Source organism: Deinococcus budaensis, assembly GCF_014201885.1.
GTDB lineage: Bacteria > Deinococcota > Deinococci > Deinococcales > Deinococcaceae > Deinococcus > Deinococcus budaensis.
Window position 1 is genome coordinate 567,343 of the sequence record NZ_JACHFN010000001.1, and the last position, 18,847, is coordinate 586,189.

The window sequence follows — 18,847 nt, forward strand, 5'->3', positions numbered from 1 at the left end:
TACAAGGAGTAGACATCGGTCCCCTACCGCCCCCGCACCCGCTCCAGCAGCGCCGTGTTGCGCTCCTCGCGCTGGCGGCCCGCCGCCTTGACCCAGGCCGAGGCCGACCCCGCCGCGTAGAAGCGCTCGCGGGCGCGGGTCAGGGCCGTGTAGACCAGATTGCGCGAGAGCATCGGCATATGCGCCTCGTGCAGCACGCCGAGGACGGTGGGCCACTCGCTGCCCTGCGCGCGGTGAACGGTCAGCGCGTACCCCAGCTGCACGTTGAACAGCTCGGCTCCGGCCAGCTCGACGATGTTGCCGTCGAAATCCACCGTCAGGCGCCCGCCCTCGGCTTTCAGGACCGTGCCCAGCGTGCCGTTGAAGACCTCGTTGCCATAGTCGTTCTTCGTCTGCACGACCACGTCGCCGGGGCGGGCCTCGCCGTCGCCGATGCGGAGGCCGCCCTCACCGGGGTTGAAGAGGGCCTGAAGGTGCCCGTTGAGCATGTCCACCCCCAGCGGCCCCTTGCGCATGGGCGTGAGCACCTGCACCTGCCCCGGCCCGCCGAGTTCACGGACCATCAGGGCCACCCGGCGGGCGCCTCCGTCGGGGTCCGTTTCGGTCAGGTTCAGGCGGGGGTCGCCCCATTCCGGCGCGCTGCCGTGCAGCAACCCGTGCGCCGCGCGGATGATCGGGTTCTCGGCGGCCTGGCGGTAGACGGTGGTCAGGCGGACGGTGGGCGCGGCCTCGGTGATCGCGTGCAGGGGCAGCCCGGCGTCCACCGGCGGAAGCTGGTCGGTGTCGCCCACCAGCAGCACCCGCGCCCCCGGCGGCACGGCGGCGAGCAGCGAGAGCATCAGCGCGTCGCCGCACATGCTGACCTCGTCCACGATCAGCAGGTCGTAGGGGGCGGGTTCGAGGTGGTTGTGCCGGAAGCCCGCCGGGCCGTAGCCCAGCAGGCGGTGAATGGTGCTCGCCGTGCGGCCGGTGACCTCGCCCAGCCGCCGGGCCGCCTTGCCGGTGGGCGCGCAGAGGCCGACCTCCAACCCGAGTTTTTCCGCGAGGTCCGCCACCGCGCGGGTGGTCGTGCTTTTGCCGGTGCCGGGGCCGCCGGTCAGCACGACGAGGCGGTGGTCTTCCAGCAGGCTCAGAATGCTGGCCTGCTCGTCCGAGAGGCCCCGGGCGGCCCCGGCAGGCACCATCCACTCATCCCCGGCGGGCGGGGTGGCCAGCAGGGTGCGGATCAAGGTGGCGAGCTTTTTCTCGGCGCGCAGGACGTGGGGCAGGTAGATGCGTGAAGTGCCGTCCAGGGTGGGGTCGTCGGCGAGGCGGCCGAGTTCCACCGCCGTTTCGACCGCCAGCCTGGCCCCCTCGGCCGAGACGCGGGTGTAGTGGGCCACCCCGCGCTCGGCCCGCGCGCGCGGCAAGAAACTGTGCCCGCCCTGCTGCGCGGCCTGCTGGAGGGCGTACACGGCGGCGGCGGTCAGGCGCCGGGGGTCGTCCTGCGCGCCGCCCGCCGTCTGCCAGAGCTTGTCGGCGGTCAGAAAGCCGATGCCCTCGACCTCGGTCAGCGCGAAGAGGTCAGCGGTGAGACGTTCCAGCGCCGCTTCCCCGAAGTGCTTCACCGCCCGCTGCGCCTGCGAGATGCTCAGGCCCAGACCCTGAAGGCCCGCGAGCAATCGGCGTTCCAGCCCCTGCTGGCTCCAGCTGGCAGTCATCTTGTGCAGGGTCGAGGCGGTCACGCCCGGCACTTGCAGGAGCTTTTCGGGGTCCCCCTCCAGCACGTCGAAGGTCGCGGGGCCGAACATCTTGGCGATGCGCCCGGCCAGCACCTTGCCCACCCCGCCCACCCGGGCTTCGAGGTAGGCGGCGATTCCGGCCTCCGTCAGGTCGGTGGGCTGGGCCTCGAGCACCATGTTCAGCACCCGGTACTGGTAGCCGTACTCGCGGTGTTCTTCCATCAGCACGTCGGCGCTGAAGGTGTCCCCGGCTTCCAGCGGTGGCATCACCCCGATCACGGTGGCGTCGGGGTCCTCGCCCTCACTGTTGCGCAATCGGGCGGTCATCACGGTAAAGCCGCTGTCGGCACGGAAACGGACGCGGTTGACGCCGCCGGAAACGCGAATCGGCTCGGTGGGAGGGGCGGCGGTCACCCCGAGAGGATAGCGCCGGGGCCGTGCGGAAAAGAGGCTTCAGCGCCGCGCGCGCCGGGTCAGCCGCGCCAGACGCCGCACCCAGCGCGGAAGCCGCTGCCCGGCGTGCGGCTGGTCCAGCCCGGAGTGCAGGCGGCTCTTGGTCACGAGATCGAGGTCGTTGCTGTACATGAACGCAGTTTTTCATGAACCGAATGGCCAAGCTATGACAAGCGTCCCTCCTGTATTTTTATTCAGCCGTTCGACAAATGAAATCAGGCGCGCCACTTGAGAGCCGACGAATCGTCTACGTCTCTGTGCTTCCCACATCGAATGGCGACCTGCGCCTGAAACTCGCCTGGTCCGGGCGTTGCTCCCCTTGGCAGCCGCTCTGCACGCCTGGGCACCGAAAACAACGGCGCAGACCTCCACCCCATGCTAAATTTTCCGTCATGCGCGTACTTCATACCGCCGATTTCCACGCCGGGCGGAATCTGCGCGGCTTCGACCGGACCCCGGAGGTTCAGGGGGCGCTGACCGAGATCGCGGCCCTGGCCCGCAGCGAGGGGGTAGACGCGGTGCTGGTGTCCGGCGACCTGTTCGACACCGTGAACCCGTCGGCCGAGGCCGAGGCGACCGTCTTCGATTTTTTCCTGCGGCTGCGCGACGCGGGCATCCCGGCGGTCGTGATCGCGGGGAACCACGACTCGGCCGCGCGGCTGCACGGGCTGGCGGGGCTGCTGGGCTGGGTGGGCGTGCAACTGGTGGCCCAGCCCACCGCCAATCCCCTGGACCTGATCCGCACGGTGGAGACGAAGCGCGGGGAGACGCTGACGGTGGGCGCGCTGCCCTTCCTGTCCGAGCGGCGGCTGGTGAAGGCCGCCGACCTGCTGGGCGGCGACGTGGGCGCGTGGCGGCAGAAGTACCGCGAAGGGATGGGCTTTTTTCTGCGCAAGGTCGCCGAGGGCTTCCGGCCCGGGGGCGTGAACATGCTGATGGCCCACGCCACGATGGACGGCGCGGTGCCCAGCGGCTCGGAGCGCACCATGCAGTTCGACCTGCTCAACGCCTACACGCTCTCGCCGCTGCAACTGCCCTCCGCCGCGCAGTATGTGGCGCTGGGCCACGTCCACAAGCCGCAGCAGGCCTCGGAGATGCCGCTGGCGCACTATCCCGGCTCAGTCATCCAGCTCGATTTCGGGGAGGCGGGCGAGAAAAAGCAGGTCAATCTGGTGGAGGTGGAGCCGGGGCGCCCCGCCCGCGTGACCCCCATCCCGCTCGCCAGCGGGCGCGAGCTGCGGACGGTGCGGGTGACGCTGGACAACGTGGACGCGCGGCTCGCGGCGCTGAACGGGTTTGCCGGGCTGGTGAAGGTCGTCGTGCGCGCGCCCTCGGGGACCGCGCTGCCGGGCCTGAAAGACCGGGTGCTGCGGATGGTGCCCAACACGCTGGCCGTCGAACTCGACGCGGTGCAAGAAGACCTCGCGCTGCCCGAGCTGCGGCGCGAGGGCCTCAGCCTGACCGAGCTGTACGAGCGGTTTCACCAGGAGCGGCGGGGCGAGTTGCCGGGCGACCTGCGCGCGGCCTTCCGCGAGGCGGACGAGGCCGCGCGGGGCGAGGAGGCCACGCTCGGCGAGGGGGTGGGCGCGTGAGGCCGCTTCATCTGGAGGTGCAGGGCTTCACCGCCTTCCGGCAGCACACCACGCTGGATTTCTCGGACCTCGAACTGTTCGCGCTGGTCGGGCCGACCGGCAGCGGCAAGAGCAGCCTGCTCGACGCGATGACGTTTGCGCTGTACGGGCACACCCCCCGGCTGGGCGCCACGGGCCTGGACGCCCTGATCTCGCAGGGCGAGCGCGGGTTGGCGGTCAGCCTGACCTTCGAGGTCGGGGCCGAGACCTACCGGGTCGCGCGCTCCAAGGGCCGCCGCCAGGCCGAGAACGAGGTGCGGCTGGAGCGCCGGGAAGAGGGGCGCTGGGTGGGCCTCAGCGACGGCGGCACCAAGGCCGTCAACGACCGCATCCGCCGCGCGGTGGGGCTGGATTTCAAGACCTTCGCGCGCAGCGTGCTGCTGCCGCAGGGCGAGTTCGCCCGGCTGCTGCACGGCACCGGCAAGGAGCGCCAGGCGCTGCTGGGCGAGCTGATGGGCCTGGAACACGTCCGGGCCATGCACGCTTTTGCGGGCGAGCGGGCGCGCGAGTTCAAGCACACGCTGGGCAGCCTGCACGCGCTGCTGGAGGGCGAATACGCGGGGGTGACGCCGGAAGCAGTCAGGGCCCTGCGCGCCGAACGCGAGGCTGCGAGCGCCGAGGCCGAGCGGCTGGTGGACACCCGCGAGCGCCTGCAAGGGCAGGTGAGCCGCCTGCGGGCGCTGGAAGCGGTCTGGACTGCCCGGGAGGACACTGCCCGGCGGCTGACCAACCTGGAGGCCCGCGCGGAGGGCGTGCGGGCGGGTGCCGATCGGGCCGCGCAGGCCAGGCGGGTGGCGGGCGCCTTGCCGCTGCTCGACGCGGCCGAGCGGGCCCGCATCGCGGCGGGACGGGAGGCGGGCGAGCGCGACCGGGCGGCGGGTGCCGAAGCGCGGGCCAGACAGGCCCTCGACGCGGCCACGGCCACCCTGGAGGCCGCCCAGCTTGCCGAGGCGCGGATTCCCGACCTCGAGGCCCGCGCCGAGACCCTGCGCGAGGCCGAGGCCGACGCGGCCCGCCTGCGCCGCGCGGGGGGCACCGGGCAGACCTCCCACCCCTCTCCCCTGCCCTGGGACGAGGACGCCCACGCCGAGGCCCGCGAAGGCGCGCAGAAGCTCGAGAAACTGCGCCAGGAGCGGGTGCAGCTGGAAGCACAGAAGACCGCGCTGGAGGCGGGCCGCGAGCGCCAGACCACCGAGCAGGCGCAGCACGAGGCGCTGAAGGCCGAGCAGGTCCGGGTCGAGCGCGAGGGCAAGAGCGCCAAGGCCGACTTCGACCGCGCCCAAACCGAACTGGCGGCGGCGCGGCTGGAAGCGGGCCTCTCGGCCTACCGCGCCCACCTGCATGTGGGCGAGCCGTGCCCGCTGTGCGAGCAGCCGGTGGAGACGCTGCCGCAGGGGTCGGGGGTGGACCTCGCGGCGCTGGAGACGCGGGCCACCGCCCTGCAAGCCGCGCTGGAAGGCCGCCGCTTGCGTTACAAGGAGATCGGGCTGGAGCTGGCGACCCTGAAAAAGTCGGTCGAGGCCCGCCGCGCCGAACTCGCCGACTGGGAGGAGGCGCTGCGCCAGCGCGAGGCCGACCTGCGCGTGCTTGAAAGCCATGTCACGGGCGACCCGCAAGACACGGCGCTGCGCCTGCTTGCCGGGCTGGCGGCGCGGGTGCGCGCGGCGGGTGCCGACCCGGCCCGCGAGCGAGCGCGGGTGCTGGCCGAGGTGGGGGCCGTCCGCACCCGGCTGACGGGGGCGCAAGCGGCGCTGGCCCGCGCGGGGAGTGCCCACGCCGCCGCCCAGGCCACGCTCTCGGCGGCCCAGAACGCGGCACAGGGCCGCGACCGCGAGGCGCAAGACGCGCTGGCAGCCGCCCTGGCCGGGCTGGGGCTGGACGCCGCCCAGGCCCGCGCCGCCGCGCTCCCCGAGGCCGACATCGCCGCGCTGGAGGCCGCCGCCCGCACCCACGCCGCGCAGGTCGAGCAACTCCGCGCCCAGCTCGCGGAGCTGGAGCGCCAACTGGGGGTCGAACCCTTCGACCCGGCCAACCTCCGGCAGGCCGAGCGCGACCTCACCGCCACCGACGCGGCGCTGGGCACCGCGCGCGAGCGGGCCGGGAGCCTGGCCGAGCAGGAACGCAGCGCGCGGGGGCGCCTGGTACGGCGGGGCGAAATCGAGGCGCAGGCGAAGGACCTGGCCGCCCGCCTGGACACCTGGCAGACCCTGACCAACACCCTGCGCGCCAACGAGTTTCAGAGCTACCTGCTTACCGAGGTCGAGGCGCAGCTCCTGACCGGCGCGGGCACCCTGCTCTACGACATCTCCGACGGGCGCTACCGCCTGGCGCTGGAAGACGGCGAATACGCCGTGCAGGACCTCTGGAACGCGGGCGAGTCGCGGGCGGTCAAGACCCTGTCGGGCGGCGAGACGTTCCTCGCCAGCCTCTCGCTCGCCATCGCCCTGAGCGACTACCTCGCCGGGAACAAGATCCTGGGCGCCCTCTTTCTCGACGAGGGCTTCGGCACCCTGGACCCGCAGGCCCTGGAGGCGGTCGCGGGCGCGCTGGAGAACCTGCGGACCCAGGGGCGCATGGTCGGCGTGGTGACCCACGTCGAGAGCCTCTCCGAGAGGCTGCCCAGCCGGTTGATCGTGACCAAGAGCGTGGCGGGAAGCAGCGTGCAGCGGCTGGACGGCTGAGGGTGGAGGCTGTGGAGCGGACGACCTGGGAGGGCCGCCCTGCCGTGCTGACGTGGCTGCCAGGGTACCGGCCCGGTGCCGCCGAGGCGGTCAGGCAGGTCAGCGGCCTGTGCCTGGACGAGAGGGCCAGGATCGTCCTCGTCTCGCAGGACGGGGCGAGCTGGAGCCTGCCCGGAGGCAAACCGGAGGCCGGGGAAGGCTGGGAGCAGACCCTCCGGCGCGAGGTCGCGGAGGAGGCGTGCGCCGAGATGGGGCACTGCCGCCTGCTGGGCGCCGTGCAGGTCGAGGGGTTGACCCCGCAGCCGTACTTCCAGCTGCGCGCCTGGGCGCGGGTCCGGCTGCTCCCCTTTCAGCCCAGGCACGAGACGCAGCACCGCGTCGGGGTGCTCCCGGCGGAGGTCACCCGCTTCCTCCCCTGGGGCGTGGGGCCTATCGGGCAGGCGCTGCTGGCGGGGGCGCTGGCCCTCGACACGGCTTTCCGGGAGCAGGGATGAGCCTGAACCTCCCGGCTCTGCTGGCCGAACGCGGCGCGCTGCGGCGGGGGCACACCCTCTTTCGCAACGGCCTGCACGCAGACGGCTGGATCGAGAAGGGCGAAGTGGCGCGCGACCCGGCCACGCTGGACCGGGTGGCGGCGGCCCAGGCCGCCAGCCTGCACGCCGACTTTCCGGACGCGACGCTGCTGGTCGGCGCCCCGGCCTGTGGGGCGGTGCTCGCGTCCTTCGTGGCGCGGCACCTCGGGCTGCCCGTGGCCTACGTCCTGACCGGGCCGGACCCCGGCTGGCACCGGATGCACGTCCCCCGCCCCGGCGAGCGCGCCGTCTCCGTGGACGACCTGATCTGCACGGGGACGGATGCCCGCGCGGTCCTGGCCTTTCTGCGGCGCGGGGGGCACACGGTCCTGGGCGTGAGCGCCTGGCTCAGCCGCACGGGCCTGGAGGGCGAGCGGCTGGCGACGCTGATGGACGCGCCGTTCCGGACGTTTCCGGCGGCGAGCTGTCCGCTCTGTGAGGCAGGGCGGTCTCTGGACTTTCAGGCCATCCGGGAATAACCGCAGGCTTATCGCCCCACCGCCTCCTCGGCCTGGCGGATGCTCAGCACGCGGCTGGCGCCGGAGGCGTCGGTGGTCACGCCCCACAGCGCGTGGGCGACCTCCATCGTGGCTTTCTGGTGGGTGACCAGGAGGAACTGGGCGCCCCGGGCGCTGAAGCGTTCCAGAAAGGCGGTGAAGCGGCGGATGTTCGCCTCGTCGAGGGGCGCGTCCACCTCGTCGAGCACCGCGAGGGGCAGGCCCCCGGCCCCCCCTTCCCCGCCCGCGTGGTTGAGGGCAAAGAGGAACCCCAGGCCCGCCATCGTGCGCTCGCCCGCGCTGAGCAGGGTCATGGAGCGGGTGCGCTTGCCCCGGGGCTGCACGGCGAGGCGCAGCCCGGTCAGGCGCCCGGCCTCGTCATGCTCGGGTTCGAGGTCGCCCTGGCCGCCCAGCAGCTCGGCGGAATACTCGCGGAAGGCCCCGTTCACCCGCTCGAACGCTGCGCGGGTGGCGACCCCCTCGGCGCTTTCCAGCTCGGTCAGGTGGGCGCGCAGCTCGGTGGCGGCGGCCTCGGCGTCACCCAGTTCGGCGCTGAGAGCCTCCAGCTCGGCCTGGGCAGCGGCATGGTCGGCCTCGGCGCGGGCATTCACCGGCCCCAGGCGCTCCAGCTCCGCGCGGGCGCGGGTCAGCTCGGCGGTCCACTCGCGGGGAGCACCGGGGGGGCTGCACCCGTCGGGGAGGGGTTCCTGGCTGCCCTCGCGGCGGGCGATCAGCAGGCGCAGGTCTTCGAGCCGGGCACGGACCTTGTTCTGCTCTCCGATCAGCGAGGTGTAGGCACCGGCCGCCGCGCCGCGTTCTTTCTCGGCACGGGACAGCTCGTGTTCGTCGAGGGTGCCCAGCGCAGTCTCGCGGCGGGCGACCTCGGCAGCGGCGCCCCTCAGGTGGGCGGTCTGGGCAGCGGCGGCCTCGGCATTGGCGGCCAGGCGTGCGCGCAGGTCGGCGGCGCGGGCGCGGGCACCCCGGAAGGCCCGCCAGGCAGCGTCGAGTTCGCGGGCCAGGGCCAGGGTTTCCAGGGCCGCGCGCTCCCCCGCGCGCCCGGCCTCCGCCGCCTGGCGGGCGGCCAGCAGCGCGGCTTCCAGCTCGGCGGGGTCGGCGGCGGAAGCTTCAGGAGCAGCAGTGGGCGTCTCGGCATTCACGCGGGCGAGCAGGCGGTCGCGGTGGGCCGTCAGGCTGCGGGCCTGGGCGTCCAGTTCGGTCACGCGCCGCTCGGCCTCACGCTCCTCGCGGGCGGCGCGTTCGCGGGCGGCGAGCAGGGCGCCGTGCTCCTCCGAGTCGCCGGAGAGGGTCGCTTGCACCCGCCCCAGCTCGGCCTCCAGGCGGGCGCCCTGGCGCTCGACCTCCTCCAGTTCGGCGTCCAGTTCCTGAGAGCGGCGCTGGTCGGCCAGCACGCTCACGCCGCTGTCGCGCAGGCGTCCGCCCGTGATCGCGCCCCCGGCTTCGAGCAGTTCGCCGTCCAGCGTGACCAGGCGCGGGCGGTTGGGGTAGGTGCGGGCGAGGCGGTTGGCGGCGCGCAGGTCCTGCACGATCAAGGTGTCGGCCAGGATCGCCTCGCCCACCAGCGGCGGATCGGTGGGGCACAGGTCCGCGAGGTTGCCGATCACACCCGGCTCGCGCAGCAGCGCCCCGTCGCGGCGGGGCCGGGCGCGGATCAGGTCGAGGGGCAGGAAGGTCGCCCGGCCCCCCGAGCGCTTCAGCTCCTCGATGATCAAGCGGGCGTCCTCGCCGCCCTGCACCACGATCTGCTCCAGACGGCGGCCCAGCGCGGCGGTGACGGCGGTCTCGTACTCGGCGGGCACCGTGAGCAGGTCCGCGACCGAACCGACGATGCCGGGATGGTCGAGGCGCAGGGCGTTGCGGGCGCCCTCGCCGTAGCGGGCGTAGGAGTTCAGCGTGCCCTCCAGCCGCTCGCGCTCGCGGCGCAGCGGGGCCACGCTGGCCTTCAGGCGCCCGAGTTCGGCGGAAAGGTGACGCTCGTGGGCCTGCGCCCCGGCGCGTTGGTCGGTCAGGGCCGCGTATCCGGCCTCGGCCTGCTGCCGGGCGTGGGCGGCGGCTTCCAGGCGTTCGCGGGCGGCGGCCAGCGCCTCGAGCGCCGTCTCCAGGTTGCCCTGGGCGCGCCCCAGTTCGCCTTCCAGCGTCTCGCGGCTGGCGTCCACCCGGGCGGCGGCTTCGGCGGCGAGGGCAGCCTGGGCACGGGCGCGGGTGAGGTCGGCGTCCAGGCTGCGGGCGCGGCGCTCGGCGGCCTCGGCCTCCTGGCGGGCGGCGAGGGCGGCGGCTTCCAGCGCGGGCAGGTCGGGAGCGGCCCCGGCGGGCGGGGTCTGCGGCAGGGCGGCGAGTTCGGCGTGCAGGCGCCCCGCCTCGGCGCGCAGATGATCGGCGTAGCGCCCCGCCTGCGCGTGCGCGTCGCGGGCCGCGCGCAGGGCGTCGAGCGCCCCGGCATGGGCCTCGGCGCGGGCGCGGGCGTCGCCCACAGCCTCGCGGGCGGCCTCGACCCGGGCAGCAGCGACCTGCACCTCGGCGGCGAGGTCGGCGCTGCGGCGGTCGAGGGTCTCCACCTCGGCGCGCGCGCCCGCGATCTCGCGGCCCAGGGCAAGCTGCCGCTCGCGCCGCAGGGCGTCTTCCAGGGTCAGGGTGCGGGCCGTCAGGTCACGCCAGACGCGGGCGTCCTGGGCGGCCTGCGCCAGCCGCTCCACCCCGGCGGCGCGTTCGCCCTGCACCAGCCGCAGCTGATCCAGGTGCCCGGCGGCCTCACGCAGCCGGGCTTCGGTCTCCTGACGGGCGGACACCGCGCGGGAGAGGCCCGCCGCCTCCTGCACGTACCCCAGCAGGGTGCGGCCCTCGGCCTGCACGACGCCGCTGACCTCGCCCTGCCCGATCACGGCCAGGCCTCCCGGCCCCAGCCCGGTGCCGCGCAGGGCCGACTGCACGTCGCGGGCGCGGACGGGGCGCCCCCCCAGGTCCTGCTCGCCGGTGCCGTCGCGGTAGACCCGGCGGGCCAGGTTGACGCGGCCTTCCGGAGTCTGCAACTCGAGTTGCACCTCGGCCAGCCCCAGCGGCGCTTTGCCCCCGCTGCCGTGAAAGATCAGCTCGGTGCCGCGCCCGGCCCGCAGCTCGCGCGCCCTCGCTCCGTGGGTGGCCCAGCGCAGCGCCTCGACCACGTTGCTCTTGCCACTGCCGTTCGGGCCGATCACGGCGCTGACGCCGGGGCCGAACTCCAGGCGGGTGCGGTCCGCGAAACTCTTGAAGCCTTGCAGGGTGATGCTGCGCAGCATGGAAGCTCAGGCGCCGGGGCGGGCGCGCACGCCGGGCGTCACTGGTCCGCGCAGTCCTGCGCCCGGTACGGCTCGCGCAGGTCGAGGTGCCACAGCGTCTCCACGTTGCGGCCGTCCACCAGGAAGGTCACGTCCTGGCCTCCGCCTTCGAGCAGGGTGCGGGTCAGGGTGCAGATCAGCATCCGCTCGCCGCTGGTGCCGTAGCGCAGCGTGAGGTAGTCGGCGGGCAGGTTGACGTAGTGGTGGGTGCCGCGCCGCCAGACGTTGGGCGCCTCCTTGCCCCCCGGCACCACCGGCAGCGAGCCGGAGGTCTGCGGCCCCTTGGCCCAGACGTTCAGCGCCGCCTGCGCGAGCGCGACCGGGGTGTCCTGGGTCACCTGCACGGTGCGCGTCTCGGGTCTCATGGTCTGCACCTGCGCGTCGCTGAAATACACCTTCACCTTGACCGGACGCCGCTCCTGCAACTCCAGCCGGGGCGCGGCGGGCGTCTCGAGGGGGCGCTGCACCTCCTGGTAGGCGTAGGCGGCGGCCCCCAGCAGCGCGGCGCTGACCACGTTGAACAGCGAAAAGACCCGCTTCACTGGCGGCCTCCTGCCGGGGCAGGCGTGGACGCCGGGGCCGCGCGGCCCGCGTTCGTCGCGCGGGCGGTCAGGTAGGTGGCGACCGAGCGGGCCACCGCGACCGCCATCGCCTGCAGGCGGTCGTCCACGCCCAGCTTGGCGCGGTCCTCGGCGTTGCCCACCCAGCCGAGTTCCAGCAGCAGCGCGGCCTGCGCCGCCTCACCCAGGGTGTAGGCGCGGCTCACGGTGTCGGCCTTGGCCGTCACGCCGCCGCCGCGCAGCTCCCCGCGCAGCAGCTCGCTGAGGCGCCGGGTCCCGCCCGCTCCCCCCACCGCGAGGTCGAGGTAGGGGGCCGTCGCCCCGCCGCGCACCGCGTTCACGATCTGGGCAGTCGAGCGTCCGGTCGGCTCGTAGACGGTCACGCCGCCGCGCTCGGTGCCGGGAAAACGGCCCAGGTCGAGCGCCAGATACACGTCGCTGCGCCGCGCCAGCGTGAGCTTCTGGTTGAGGCCCAGCGCGGTCCCCTCGTCGCGGGTGACCCGCACCTGCCAGCCTGCCTGGCTGAGCAGCTCGGCGGCGCGGCGGGCCACGTCCAGGGTCACGTCGCGGCCCAGATCCTTGACGCCGGGGCCGGTCACGCGGGCGGGGTCAAGCACGATCAGGGGACGCGAGATGCGTTCCAGCAGCGCCGGGCTGGCGTAGGGCACGCCGGGTCCCGCGTCCACGACCAGCCGCGCGCCGCCGGGCCGCACCACCCGGTAGACCCGGTAACCGCTGCCGGGCGGCAGGGTAAAGCTCAGCTGGAGGTCCTCTCCCTTGCGGACCACCTGCGCGCGCGGCACGAAAGCGCCCCGGGTGGTGTAGCGCCGCGCGTCGCCCTGCACGCCTTTCAGGGTCACGGTGACGGTGGTGCCACGCAGCTCGTCGCTGACCGCCACGTCGCGGGTCAGGTCGAGCACCAGGCGGTCACTGCTCTGGCCCGCGCGGCTGCTGACCCCCTGGAGGGTGGCGGGCACCACCCGGAAGTTCCCGGCCTCGTAGCGTGCGCCCAGCCCGCGCGCCAGCGTATCGAGCGGCAGGTAGAGGTTGCCGTTGACCAGCGTGGCCGCCCTGGCCTTGACCCGCTCGGTGCCCAGCTGCACGGTGTTAAAGGAGGTCGTCGCCCGCTCCTGGTCCTCGTCGATGGGAAGCAGCAGGGTGTGGCCGTAGCCCTCCACCCGCACGACCGGCCCCTCGCGGGTGATGTCCAGCACCCGGCCCAGCACCGTCTCGCTGGCGTACTCGGCCCCGTAGAGGTTGATGCTCTGCACCTGCTGCCCGGCGAGGTTCAGCCGGGTAAAGGCGATCTGCGCGCCCGCCAGTCCGGCCCCCAGCAGGGCGGCCGACAGCAGCAGCGGACGCGACAGGCGGCCCCCGAGGTTCCCCCCCAGCCTCCAGCGCCTCATAGTTCGCGCAGCTCCCGGCGCACGGTCTTCTCGGCCTCGGCGCGGCGCTTGTCGTGCAACTTCTTGCCGCGCGCCAGGGCCAGTTCGACCTTGAAGACCCGGCCTTTCTGGTACATCCGGGTGGGCACCAGGGTCAGGCCTTTTTGCTCCAGCGCCCGGCGCAGCTTGCCGATCTCCTCGCGGTGCAGCAGCAAGCGGCGCGGGCGCCGGGGTTCGTGGTTGTTGTAGGTCGCCTGGGTGTAGGTCGGAATGTAGAGGCCCTCCAGATCAATGTTGCCGTTCGTCAGGCGCGCAAAGGCGTCCCGGAAGTCCACGCCACCTGCCCGGACACTCTTGACCTCGCTGCCGGTGAGGCTGATGCCCGCCTCGAAGCGCTCCAGCAACTCGTATTCGTAGTGTGCGCGGCGGTTCGTGTACACGCGGCGCATTCTAGCAGGGGTCCCGCCCCGGGAAGGGGACGGCAAAAACCCCCGGGAGCAGACGCGCGGCGGGGGGATCAAGGGGAACTATTGCTGGCCCGTCATTTCGTGGGCGGCCGGCTGGGCCGGACCTCGATGCGGCTGGGGAGCGTGCGCTCCGGCATCGCCAGCAGGTCGAGGGTGAGCTGGGCGACATCTTCCGGCTGAATCTTCCAGGCGTCCTGCTCGCCAGGCGTGTGCCCGTTGAAAAAGGTCGCCACGCTGCCGGGCATGATCTGGGTCACCTTGATGCCGTGCTGACGCAGGTCGAGGGTCAGCACCTCCGAGAGGCCGTTGAGGCCGAACTTGCTCGCGTTGTAGGCCCCGCCACCCGCGAAGGGGTTCGTGCCCGCCAGGCTGGAGAGCGTGAAGATGTACCCGCCCCGGCGCTTGAGCGCAGGAAGGCCCGCCTTCACGGTGTAGAAGGCGCCGCTGAGGTTGGTGTCGATGACCTCCTGCCACTGCTCAATGGTCAGGTCCTCCACATTGGCGAAGTGGCCCAGCCCCGCGTTCACGAACAGCACGTCCAGGCCGCCAAAGGCGTCCACGTGGGCGTCCACCGCCCTCTGGAGGGCCTGCGGGTCGCGCACGTCGCAGACCACGCCGCGCGCCTGCCCACCGATCCCCTGCGCGGCGGCCTCCACCTCGGCCTGGGTGCGGCTGGTCAGCGTGACGGCATATCCCGCCCCGGCCAGCGCCTGCGCGACGGCCAGGCCAATGCCCTTGCTCGCGCCGGTCACGAAGGCGCTCTTGCCGGTGCCGGACGCCGGATTGCGGGACTCACTGTGGGTCATGGGGCGACGCTAACACGCGCGGGCAGGCCAGGCCGCCCTGCTTCAAGGGGGCATGAACGGGCTTTTCCCCTCTCGACCGGCCCCCGGCCCGTGTCCCCGGAGGGCCGTGGGGCCGAACGCCGACCGGGGCGCGTTTTCGGTGGCACGCGGCTGACCAGTGTTTTAGGGTGACCTATGCCGCGCGCCTGGCGTTCCCCCCTGACCATCGCGGCCGTGTATCTGGCCGCCTGGTGGGGGCTGGACGCCGCCGCCCAGCGCTTCGAGACCGCGCCCGGCATCTCGGTGTGGTATCCGCCCACGGCGCTGGATTACGTGCTGCTGCTGGCGTTCGGGCTGCGGTTCTGGCCGCTGCTGCTGCTGAGCGGGCTGCTGCACCAGTTGCTGACGGTGCCTGAACCGCTGCCGCCCCTGCCGCTGCTGGTCTTCGTGGTGGGCACGGCGCTGGTTCACGCGGGGGCCTGCGCGCTGCTGCTGCGCGTCTGGCAGCTGGATGTGCGGCTGCCCCGGCTGCGCGACGTGGGCCTCTTCGTGGGGGTCGCCGTGCTGGCGGCGCCGCTGGCCGCAGCGGCACTTCAGGTGCTCAACCTGACCCTGGGCGACCTGCTGACCTGGAGCAAGGCTCCGGTGCATACCCTTCAGCTGTGGGCCGGAATCGCCACCGGGGTCGGGATGCTGGCGCCGCCCCTCTTGCTCGCGCTGCGCCCGCTGACCCAGGCGCGGTTGGCGCCGCTGCCCGACGAGCTTCAGCGGCTGAACCTGCACCCGCAGGATTTTCCGGCGCAGGCTGGCCGCTGGGCGCGCTGGCGCCGCGGGCTGGAAGGGCTGGGCGAGCTGGCCCTGATCGGGCTGGCGCTGTGGGTGGGGTACGGGGGACCGCGCAGCGCCAGCCTGGATTACAGCTACGTGCTGTTCGTGCCGCTGCTGTGGATCGCCGCCCGGCACGGCTTCGGGCGGGCGGTCGTGGCAGTGCTGCTGCTCAATGTGGGCGTGGCGCTGCTGACCCGCGAGAGCGACGTGGAGCGCAGCGGCGGGCTGGCCCTGCAATTCGGGCTGCTCACCGTGACGCTGGCGGGCCTGCTGCTGGGCGCCGTGATGCGCGAACGCCAACGCCTCACGGCCCATCTGCGCCACCTCGCCCTGCACGACCCCCTGACCGGCTTGGGCAACCGCCGCCTGTTCAACGAACGGCTGGGCCAGGCGCTGGCCGGGCCTGCGGCGCCCCGGCGCACGCTGGCGGTGATCCTGATGGACTTCGACAACTTCAAGGCCATCAACGACAGCCTGGGCCACGCGGCGGGCGACCTGGTGCTGCGGGTGGTGGGCGAGCGCCTGCGCGGGTGCGTGCGCCCGGGCGACGTGGTGGCGCGGCTGGGCGGGGACGAGTTCGCCCTGCTGCTGGAGGACCTGCACGGCCCTGGCGAGGCGAGCGAGGTCGCCGGGCGGCTGCTGGGAGCGCTGGAAGACCCGGTGCCGGTGCCGGGGGGCGCGCTGCGGGTGGGCGCGAGCGTGGGCATCGCCCTGCGCGGGCCAGGCGCCCAGGACAGCGAGACGCTGCTGCGCAACGCCGACGTGGCCCTCTACCACGCCAAGGCGCGCCACCGGGGCCGCGCCCAGCTGTTCGACGCGGCCATGCACGCCAGCGTCCTCGAACGCCTGGAACTGGAAGCCGACCTGCGCGTCGCCATCGCGCGCGGGGGCTTCGAGATCCATTACCAGCCGCTGGTGGAACTGCAAGGCGGAGAGCTGCGCGGTTTCGAGGCCCTGGTGCGCTGGCGGCACCCGGCGCGCGGCCTGCTGGGTCCCTGCGCCTTTATCCCGCTGGCCGAGGAGACGGGCCTGATCGTCGCCATCGACCGCTGGGTGCTGCGGGCGGCCTGCGCGGAGGTGGCCAGCTGGCCGCAGCCCGCCGGGCGCCCCCCGGTCAGCCTGGGGGTCAACCTGACCGCCACCCACCTCCACTCCCCCGACGTGGTGCAGGAGGTGCAGTCGGCCCTGCAGGCTTCGGGCCTGGCCCCCGAGCGCCTGATGCTGGAGCTGACCGAGAACGTGCTGCTGAGCGACACGGCGGCCAGCGCGCAGACCCTGCGCGAGTTGCGCGGCCTGGGCCTGCGGCTCGCGCTCGACGACTTCGGCACCGGCTACTCCTCGCTGGGCTACCTGCGCGAGTTTCCCATCAGCGACCTGAAGGTGGACCGCTCGTTCGTCACCAACCTGGGTCAGGACGGGGCCGCGACCGAACTCGCCCGGATGGTCGCCGTGCTGGGGCGCACCCTGGGCCTCGCCACCGTGGCCGAGGGCGTCGAGACCCCCGAGCACTACGCCCAGGTGCGCGAGCTGGGCTACACGCTGGCCCAGGGCTACCACATCGGCCGCCCGCTGCCCGCCGAGCAGGCCCGTGCGCTGGCACTTCAGGAGGCTCCGCTGGTGCCTCCAGGCTGAGACCCCACCCCGGCCGAGGTGGGGCCGGGGTCAGGACCGCGCCCCCTCAGGGCAGCTTCTTGGCGAGTTCGTTGTAGAGGTAGTTGGCGGCCTCGGCCTGATGCTGCCAGAGGGTGATCAGCCCGAACTGGTCTTGCACCGACACGCGCTGGCCGCCCGCGAGATCGAAGTGTAGCCGGGCAGTGAGCTTGGCCCAGGGCAGCAGCGCCCCGGGCGCCACCAGAATGGGCGTGACCCGGATCGCGCCGGGCGTCTGCGGGTCGGTCAGGATGGTCGCGCCCGGATAACGGCGCTTGATCGCTCCTCCCGAGTCGCGCTGCATCGCGCCCAGGATGCCGGCCCGCTGCTCGGCGCTCACGAGGTTCGCGTTGCCCTCGATGCGCGCGGGCAGGATCACGTATTTGGCGTTTGCCAGGGTCTGGGCGTTCCAGGCCGCGTTCTTCTGGGCCGCCGGGGCGCCCGCCTGGGCCAGGCCGGGCAGCGCCGCTCCGGCAAGCAGCAGAGGAAGGGCCAGCGGGGTCAGGACTTTGTGCATGCGGCACAGTGCATCACACGCCGCCTGACGGACGGTGAATCCTGCGTGAGCGTGAAGGCGGGGGGAAGCGGCGCAGCCGCCCCGGCAAAGCGCCCTAGCATGGCGGGTATGCAAGACCTGTTGACCACCCTGCGCCGCCTGCGCGCCCCGGACGGCTGCCCCTGGGACCGCGAGCAGACCCACGAGTCGCTGCGCCCCTACCTGCTGGAGGAAGCCGCCGAGGCGGTGGACGCCGTGGCCGGGGGACCCGCCGCGCTGGCCGACGAACTCGGCGACGTGCTGCTTCAGGTGGCCTTTCACGCGGTGATCGCCGAGGAGGTGGGCACCTTCGGCTACCCCGACATCGAACGCGGCATCGTGGACAAGCTGGTGCGGCGCCACCCGCACGTGTTCGGCTCGGTCACGGTGGAGGGCAGCGCCGACGTGGTCCGCAACTGGCAGGCGATCAAGGCGGCCGAGCGCGCCGGCCGGCCGCGCCGCGCCGCCGAACGGGTGCCCGCCGCGCTGGGCGCGCTGGCCCGCGAGACCCAGACGCAGCGGCTGGCCGGGCAGGAACAGGCCGGGCGGGAGGCCGTCGCAGCTGCCCTGCACGCGGCGCCCGACACTGCCGCAGGCGTGGCCGACGTGCTCGCCGCCGTGGTGGCCTGGGCACGCGCGGCGGGAGTGGACCCCGAGCTGGCGCTGCGCGACCGCACCCACGCCACCCTCGCGGCCCTGCCGGACCCCGTCCCCACGGCCCCAGGAGGCCCTGCGGAGGCGGGCGCGTGACCCCGGGAGGCCACGAACCCGACCCCCTGGACGCGGTGCTGGAAGACCCCTGGGCGGTGTGGCTGGGCGGCCGCACCCGCACGCCGCTGCATCTGCCCGAGTACCGCCGCGCCGCTGTGCTGGTCGCCCTGACGCGCGAGCCGGACCCCCGGGTGCTGCTCACGGTGCGCTCGGCCGAGCTGCCCACCCACCGGGGCCAGATCAGCTTTCCCGGCGGCAGCCTGGAGGCGGGCGAGACCCCGGTGCAGGGGGCGCTGCGCGAGGCCGAGGAGGAGGTGGGCCTCGATCCGGGAAGCGTCACCGTTCTCGGAGAACTCGACGACGTGTTCACGCCGGTCGGCTTTCACGTCACGCCGGTGCTGGCCCGCCTTCCCGCCGCGCCGCGCCTCGCCCTGAGCAGCGAGGTCGCGGCGATCCTCACCCCGAGCCTGGGCGAGCTGCGCGCCCTGACCGTCCTGCGCGAGACGCGCGCGCTGCCGGACGGCCAGCGGGTGCCGCTCTACCGCTACCCCTGGCGCGGGCACGACATCTGGGGCATGACGGCCCGGGTGCTGCACGACCTGCTGGAGCAGGGGCCGTGAGCCTCGCGGGCAGGCAGGCCCACCGCCAGACACAGCGACACCCCCACCGTCGCGGGTGGGGGTGAAGGCTGGAACACCGGGCCTTAGCGGGTGGGGTTGATCGTGATCTGGGCGTTGCGGGTCACGTTGTAGGTGCCCACGAAGGTGCGGTAGCCGGGGGCGATCAGCACGACCTCGGTGCCGCCACGGTCCACGGTCACGTTCAGGCCGCCGTTGCGGATGGTGCCGGCCTCACGGCCGTCCACGAACACCCGCGCGCCGTTCACGCTGCTGCGGATCGCCAGGGTGAACTGGTTGCTCACGACCGGAGCGGGCGTGACCGCCTGAGCGAACTCGACGTTGAGGTTGGTGGTGGCGCCGGCACGGACGGTGATGGTGGTGGTGTAGTCGCGGAAGCCGGGCGCCTGCACCCGCACCGGGTA

The 18,847-nt window shown here is 73.6% G+C and carries 16 protein-coding genes; 7 read left to right on the forward strand and 9 right to left on the reverse strand.

Annotated features, from left to right (window positions below; translation table 11 throughout):
• Window positions 1-23 precede the first annotated feature (23 nt).
• Window positions 24-2,135, reverse strand: a complete 2,112-nt coding sequence (recD2, locus tag HNQ09_RS02730) for an SF1B family DNA helicase RecD2 (RefSeq protein ID WP_184025045.1) — start codon at window positions 2,133-2,135, stop codon at window positions 24-26.
• Window positions 2,136-2,174: 39 nt separating this feature from the next.
• Window positions 2,175-2,306: a hypothetical protein gene (locus HNQ09_RS19080; protein ID WP_281378247.1), complete on the reverse strand. Its 132-nt coding sequence runs from the start codon at window positions 2,304-2,306 to the stop codon at window positions 2,175-2,177.
• A 260-nt stretch (window positions 2,307-2,566) separates the two neighbouring features.
• Here HNQ09_RS19080 and HNQ09_RS02735 point away from each other — a divergent pair, with 260 nt between their 5' ends.
• The 4 genes from HNQ09_RS02735 to HNQ09_RS02750 are packed head-to-tail and all read left to right on the forward strand — an operon-like array spanning window position 2,567 to window position 7,537.
• On the forward strand, window positions 2,567-3,766 hold the full coding sequence (locus HNQ09_RS02735; RefSeq protein WP_184025047.1) for a metallophosphoesterase family protein: 1,200 nt from the start codon (window positions 2,567-2,569) through the stop codon (window positions 3,764-3,766).
• Window positions 3,763-6,486 carry an AAA family ATPase gene (locus HNQ09_RS02740; protein WP_184025049.1) on the forward strand — a complete coding sequence of 908 codons (2,724 nt, stop codon included), beginning with the start codon at window positions 3,763-3,765 and terminating at the stop codon, window positions 6,484-6,486. The genes HNQ09_RS02735 and HNQ09_RS02740 overlap by 4 nt, the downstream gene beginning before the upstream one ends.
• 11 nt (window positions 6,487-6,497) lie before the next feature.
• Window positions 6,498-6,980 carry an NUDIX domain-containing protein gene (locus HNQ09_RS02745; RefSeq protein ID WP_184025052.1) on the forward strand — a complete coding sequence of 161 codons (483 nt, stop codon included), beginning with the start codon at window positions 6,498-6,500 and terminating at the stop codon, window positions 6,978-6,980.
• Window positions 6,977-7,537 (forward strand): type I phosphoribosyltransferase, encoded by a 561-nt coding sequence (locus HNQ09_RS02750; protein WP_246363060.1) that lies wholly within the window; start codon window positions 6,977-6,979, stop codon window positions 7,535-7,537. The genes HNQ09_RS02745 and HNQ09_RS02750 overlap by 4 nt, the downstream gene beginning before the upstream one ends.
• 8 nt (window positions 7,538-7,545) lie before the next feature.
• Here HNQ09_RS02750 and HNQ09_RS02755 read toward each other — a convergent pair whose 3' ends face one another.
• From HNQ09_RS02755 to HNQ09_RS02775, 5 genes are all read right to left on the reverse strand, one after another.
• Window positions 7,546-10,845, reverse strand: a complete 3,300-nt coding sequence (locus HNQ09_RS02755; RefSeq protein ID WP_184025054.1) for an AAA family ATPase — start codon at window positions 10,843-10,845, stop codon at window positions 7,546-7,548.
• A 38-nt stretch (window positions 10,846-10,883) separates the two neighbouring features.
• Window positions 10,884-11,426: a GerMN domain-containing protein gene (locus HNQ09_RS02760; protein WP_184025056.1), complete on the reverse strand. Its 543-nt coding sequence runs from the start codon at window positions 11,424-11,426 to the stop codon at window positions 10,884-10,886.
• The gene (locus tag HNQ09_RS02765) at window positions 11,423-12,850 is read right to left on the reverse strand and encodes an N-acetylmuramoyl-L-alanine amidase (RefSeq protein WP_184025058.1); all 1,428 of its coding nucleotides are present in this window, start codon (window positions 12,848-12,850) and stop codon (window positions 11,423-11,425) included. Before HNQ09_RS02765 ends, HNQ09_RS02760 begins: the two co-directional genes overlap by 4 nt.
• Window positions 12,847-13,278 (reverse strand): SsrA-binding protein SmpB, encoded by a 432-nt coding sequence (gene smpB / locus HNQ09_RS02770; RefSeq protein ID WP_184025059.1) that lies wholly within the window; start codon window positions 13,276-13,278, stop codon window positions 12,847-12,849. Before smpB ends, HNQ09_RS02765 begins: the two co-directional genes overlap by 4 nt.
• Window positions 13,279-13,370: 92 nt before the next feature.
• Entirely contained in the window at window positions 13,371-14,102 is a 732-nt protein-coding gene (locus tag HNQ09_RS02775) for an SDR family oxidoreductase (RefSeq protein WP_184025062.1), read from the reverse strand.
• A gap of 174 nt (window positions 14,103-14,276) precedes the next feature.
• Here HNQ09_RS02775 and HNQ09_RS02780 point away from each other — a divergent pair, with 174 nt between their 5' ends.
• Entirely contained in the window at window positions 14,277-16,541 is a 2,265-nt protein-coding gene (locus tag HNQ09_RS02780; RefSeq protein ID WP_184025065.1) for a putative bifunctional diguanylate cyclase/phosphodiesterase, read from the forward strand.
• A gap of 46 nt (window positions 16,542-16,587) precedes the next feature.
• On the opposite strand, the gene HNQ09_RS02785 is transcribed toward HNQ09_RS02780, so the two are convergent.
• Window positions 16,588-17,076, reverse strand: a complete 489-nt coding sequence (locus HNQ09_RS02785; RefSeq protein WP_184025067.1) for a hypothetical protein — start codon at window positions 17,074-17,076, stop codon at window positions 16,588-16,590.
• A 108-nt stretch (window positions 17,077-17,184) separates the two neighbouring features.
• Between HNQ09_RS02785 and HNQ09_RS02790 the strand changes: the two genes are divergently transcribed.
• Window positions 17,185-17,844: a MazG nucleotide pyrophosphohydrolase domain-containing protein gene (locus tag HNQ09_RS02790; protein ID WP_184025069.1), complete on the forward strand. Its 660-nt coding sequence runs from the start codon at window positions 17,185-17,187 to the stop codon at window positions 17,842-17,844.
• Window positions 17,841-18,425: an NUDIX hydrolase gene (locus HNQ09_RS02795; protein ID WP_343057584.1), complete on the forward strand. Its 585-nt coding sequence runs from the start codon at window positions 17,841-17,843 to the stop codon at window positions 18,423-18,425. Before HNQ09_RS02790 ends, HNQ09_RS02795 begins: the two co-directional genes overlap by 4 nt.
• A gap of 83 nt (window positions 18,426-18,508) precedes the next feature.
• Here HNQ09_RS02795 and HNQ09_RS02800 read toward each other — a convergent pair.
• A partial coding sequence (locus HNQ09_RS02800) for a PEGA domain-containing protein (RefSeq protein ID WP_184025071.1) occupies window positions 18,509-18,847 on the reverse strand: 339 nt, incomplete at its 5' end.

Bases quoted from the DNA above. Each gene is read 5' to 3' on its own strand.
- HNQ09_RS02765 (WP_184025058.1), bottom strand. From the start codon at position 12,850: ATGAGGCGCTGGAGGCTGGGGGGGAACCTCGGGGGCCGCCTGTCGCGT.
- HNQ09_RS02780 (WP_184025065.1), top strand. From the start codon at position 14,277: ATGCCGCGCGCCTGGCGTTCCCCCCTGACCATCGCGGCCGTGTATCTG.
- HNQ09_RS02775 (WP_184025062.1), bottom strand. From the start codon at position 14,102: ATGACCCACAGTGAGTCCCGCAATCCGGCGTCCGGCACCGGCAAGAGC.
- HNQ09_RS02755 (WP_184025054.1), bottom strand. From the start codon at position 10,845: ATGCTGCGCAGCATCACCCTGCAAGGCTTCAAGAGTTTCGCGGACCGC.
- HNQ09_RS19080 (WP_281378247.1), bottom strand. From the start codon at position 2,306: ATGTACAGCAACGACCTCGATCTCGTGACCAAGAGCCGCCTGCACTCC.
- HNQ09_RS02790 (WP_184025069.1), top strand. From the start codon at position 17,185: ATGCAAGACCTGTTGACCACCCTGCGCCGCCTGCGCGCCCCGGACGGC.
- HNQ09_RS02785 (WP_184025067.1), bottom strand. From the start codon at position 17,076: ATGCACAAAGTCCTGACCCCGCTGGCCCTTCCTCTGCTGCTTGCCGGA.
- smpB (WP_184025059.1), bottom strand. From the start codon at position 13,278: ATGCGCCGCGTGTACACGAACCGCCGCGCACACTACGAATACGAGTTG.
- HNQ09_RS02735 (WP_184025047.1), top strand. From the start codon at position 2,567: ATGCGCGTACTTCATACCGCCGATTTCCACGCCGGGCGGAATCTGCGC.
- HNQ09_RS02750 (WP_246363060.1), top strand. From the start codon at position 6,977: ATGAGCCTGAACCTCCCGGCTCTGCTGGCCGAACGCGGCGCGCTGCGG.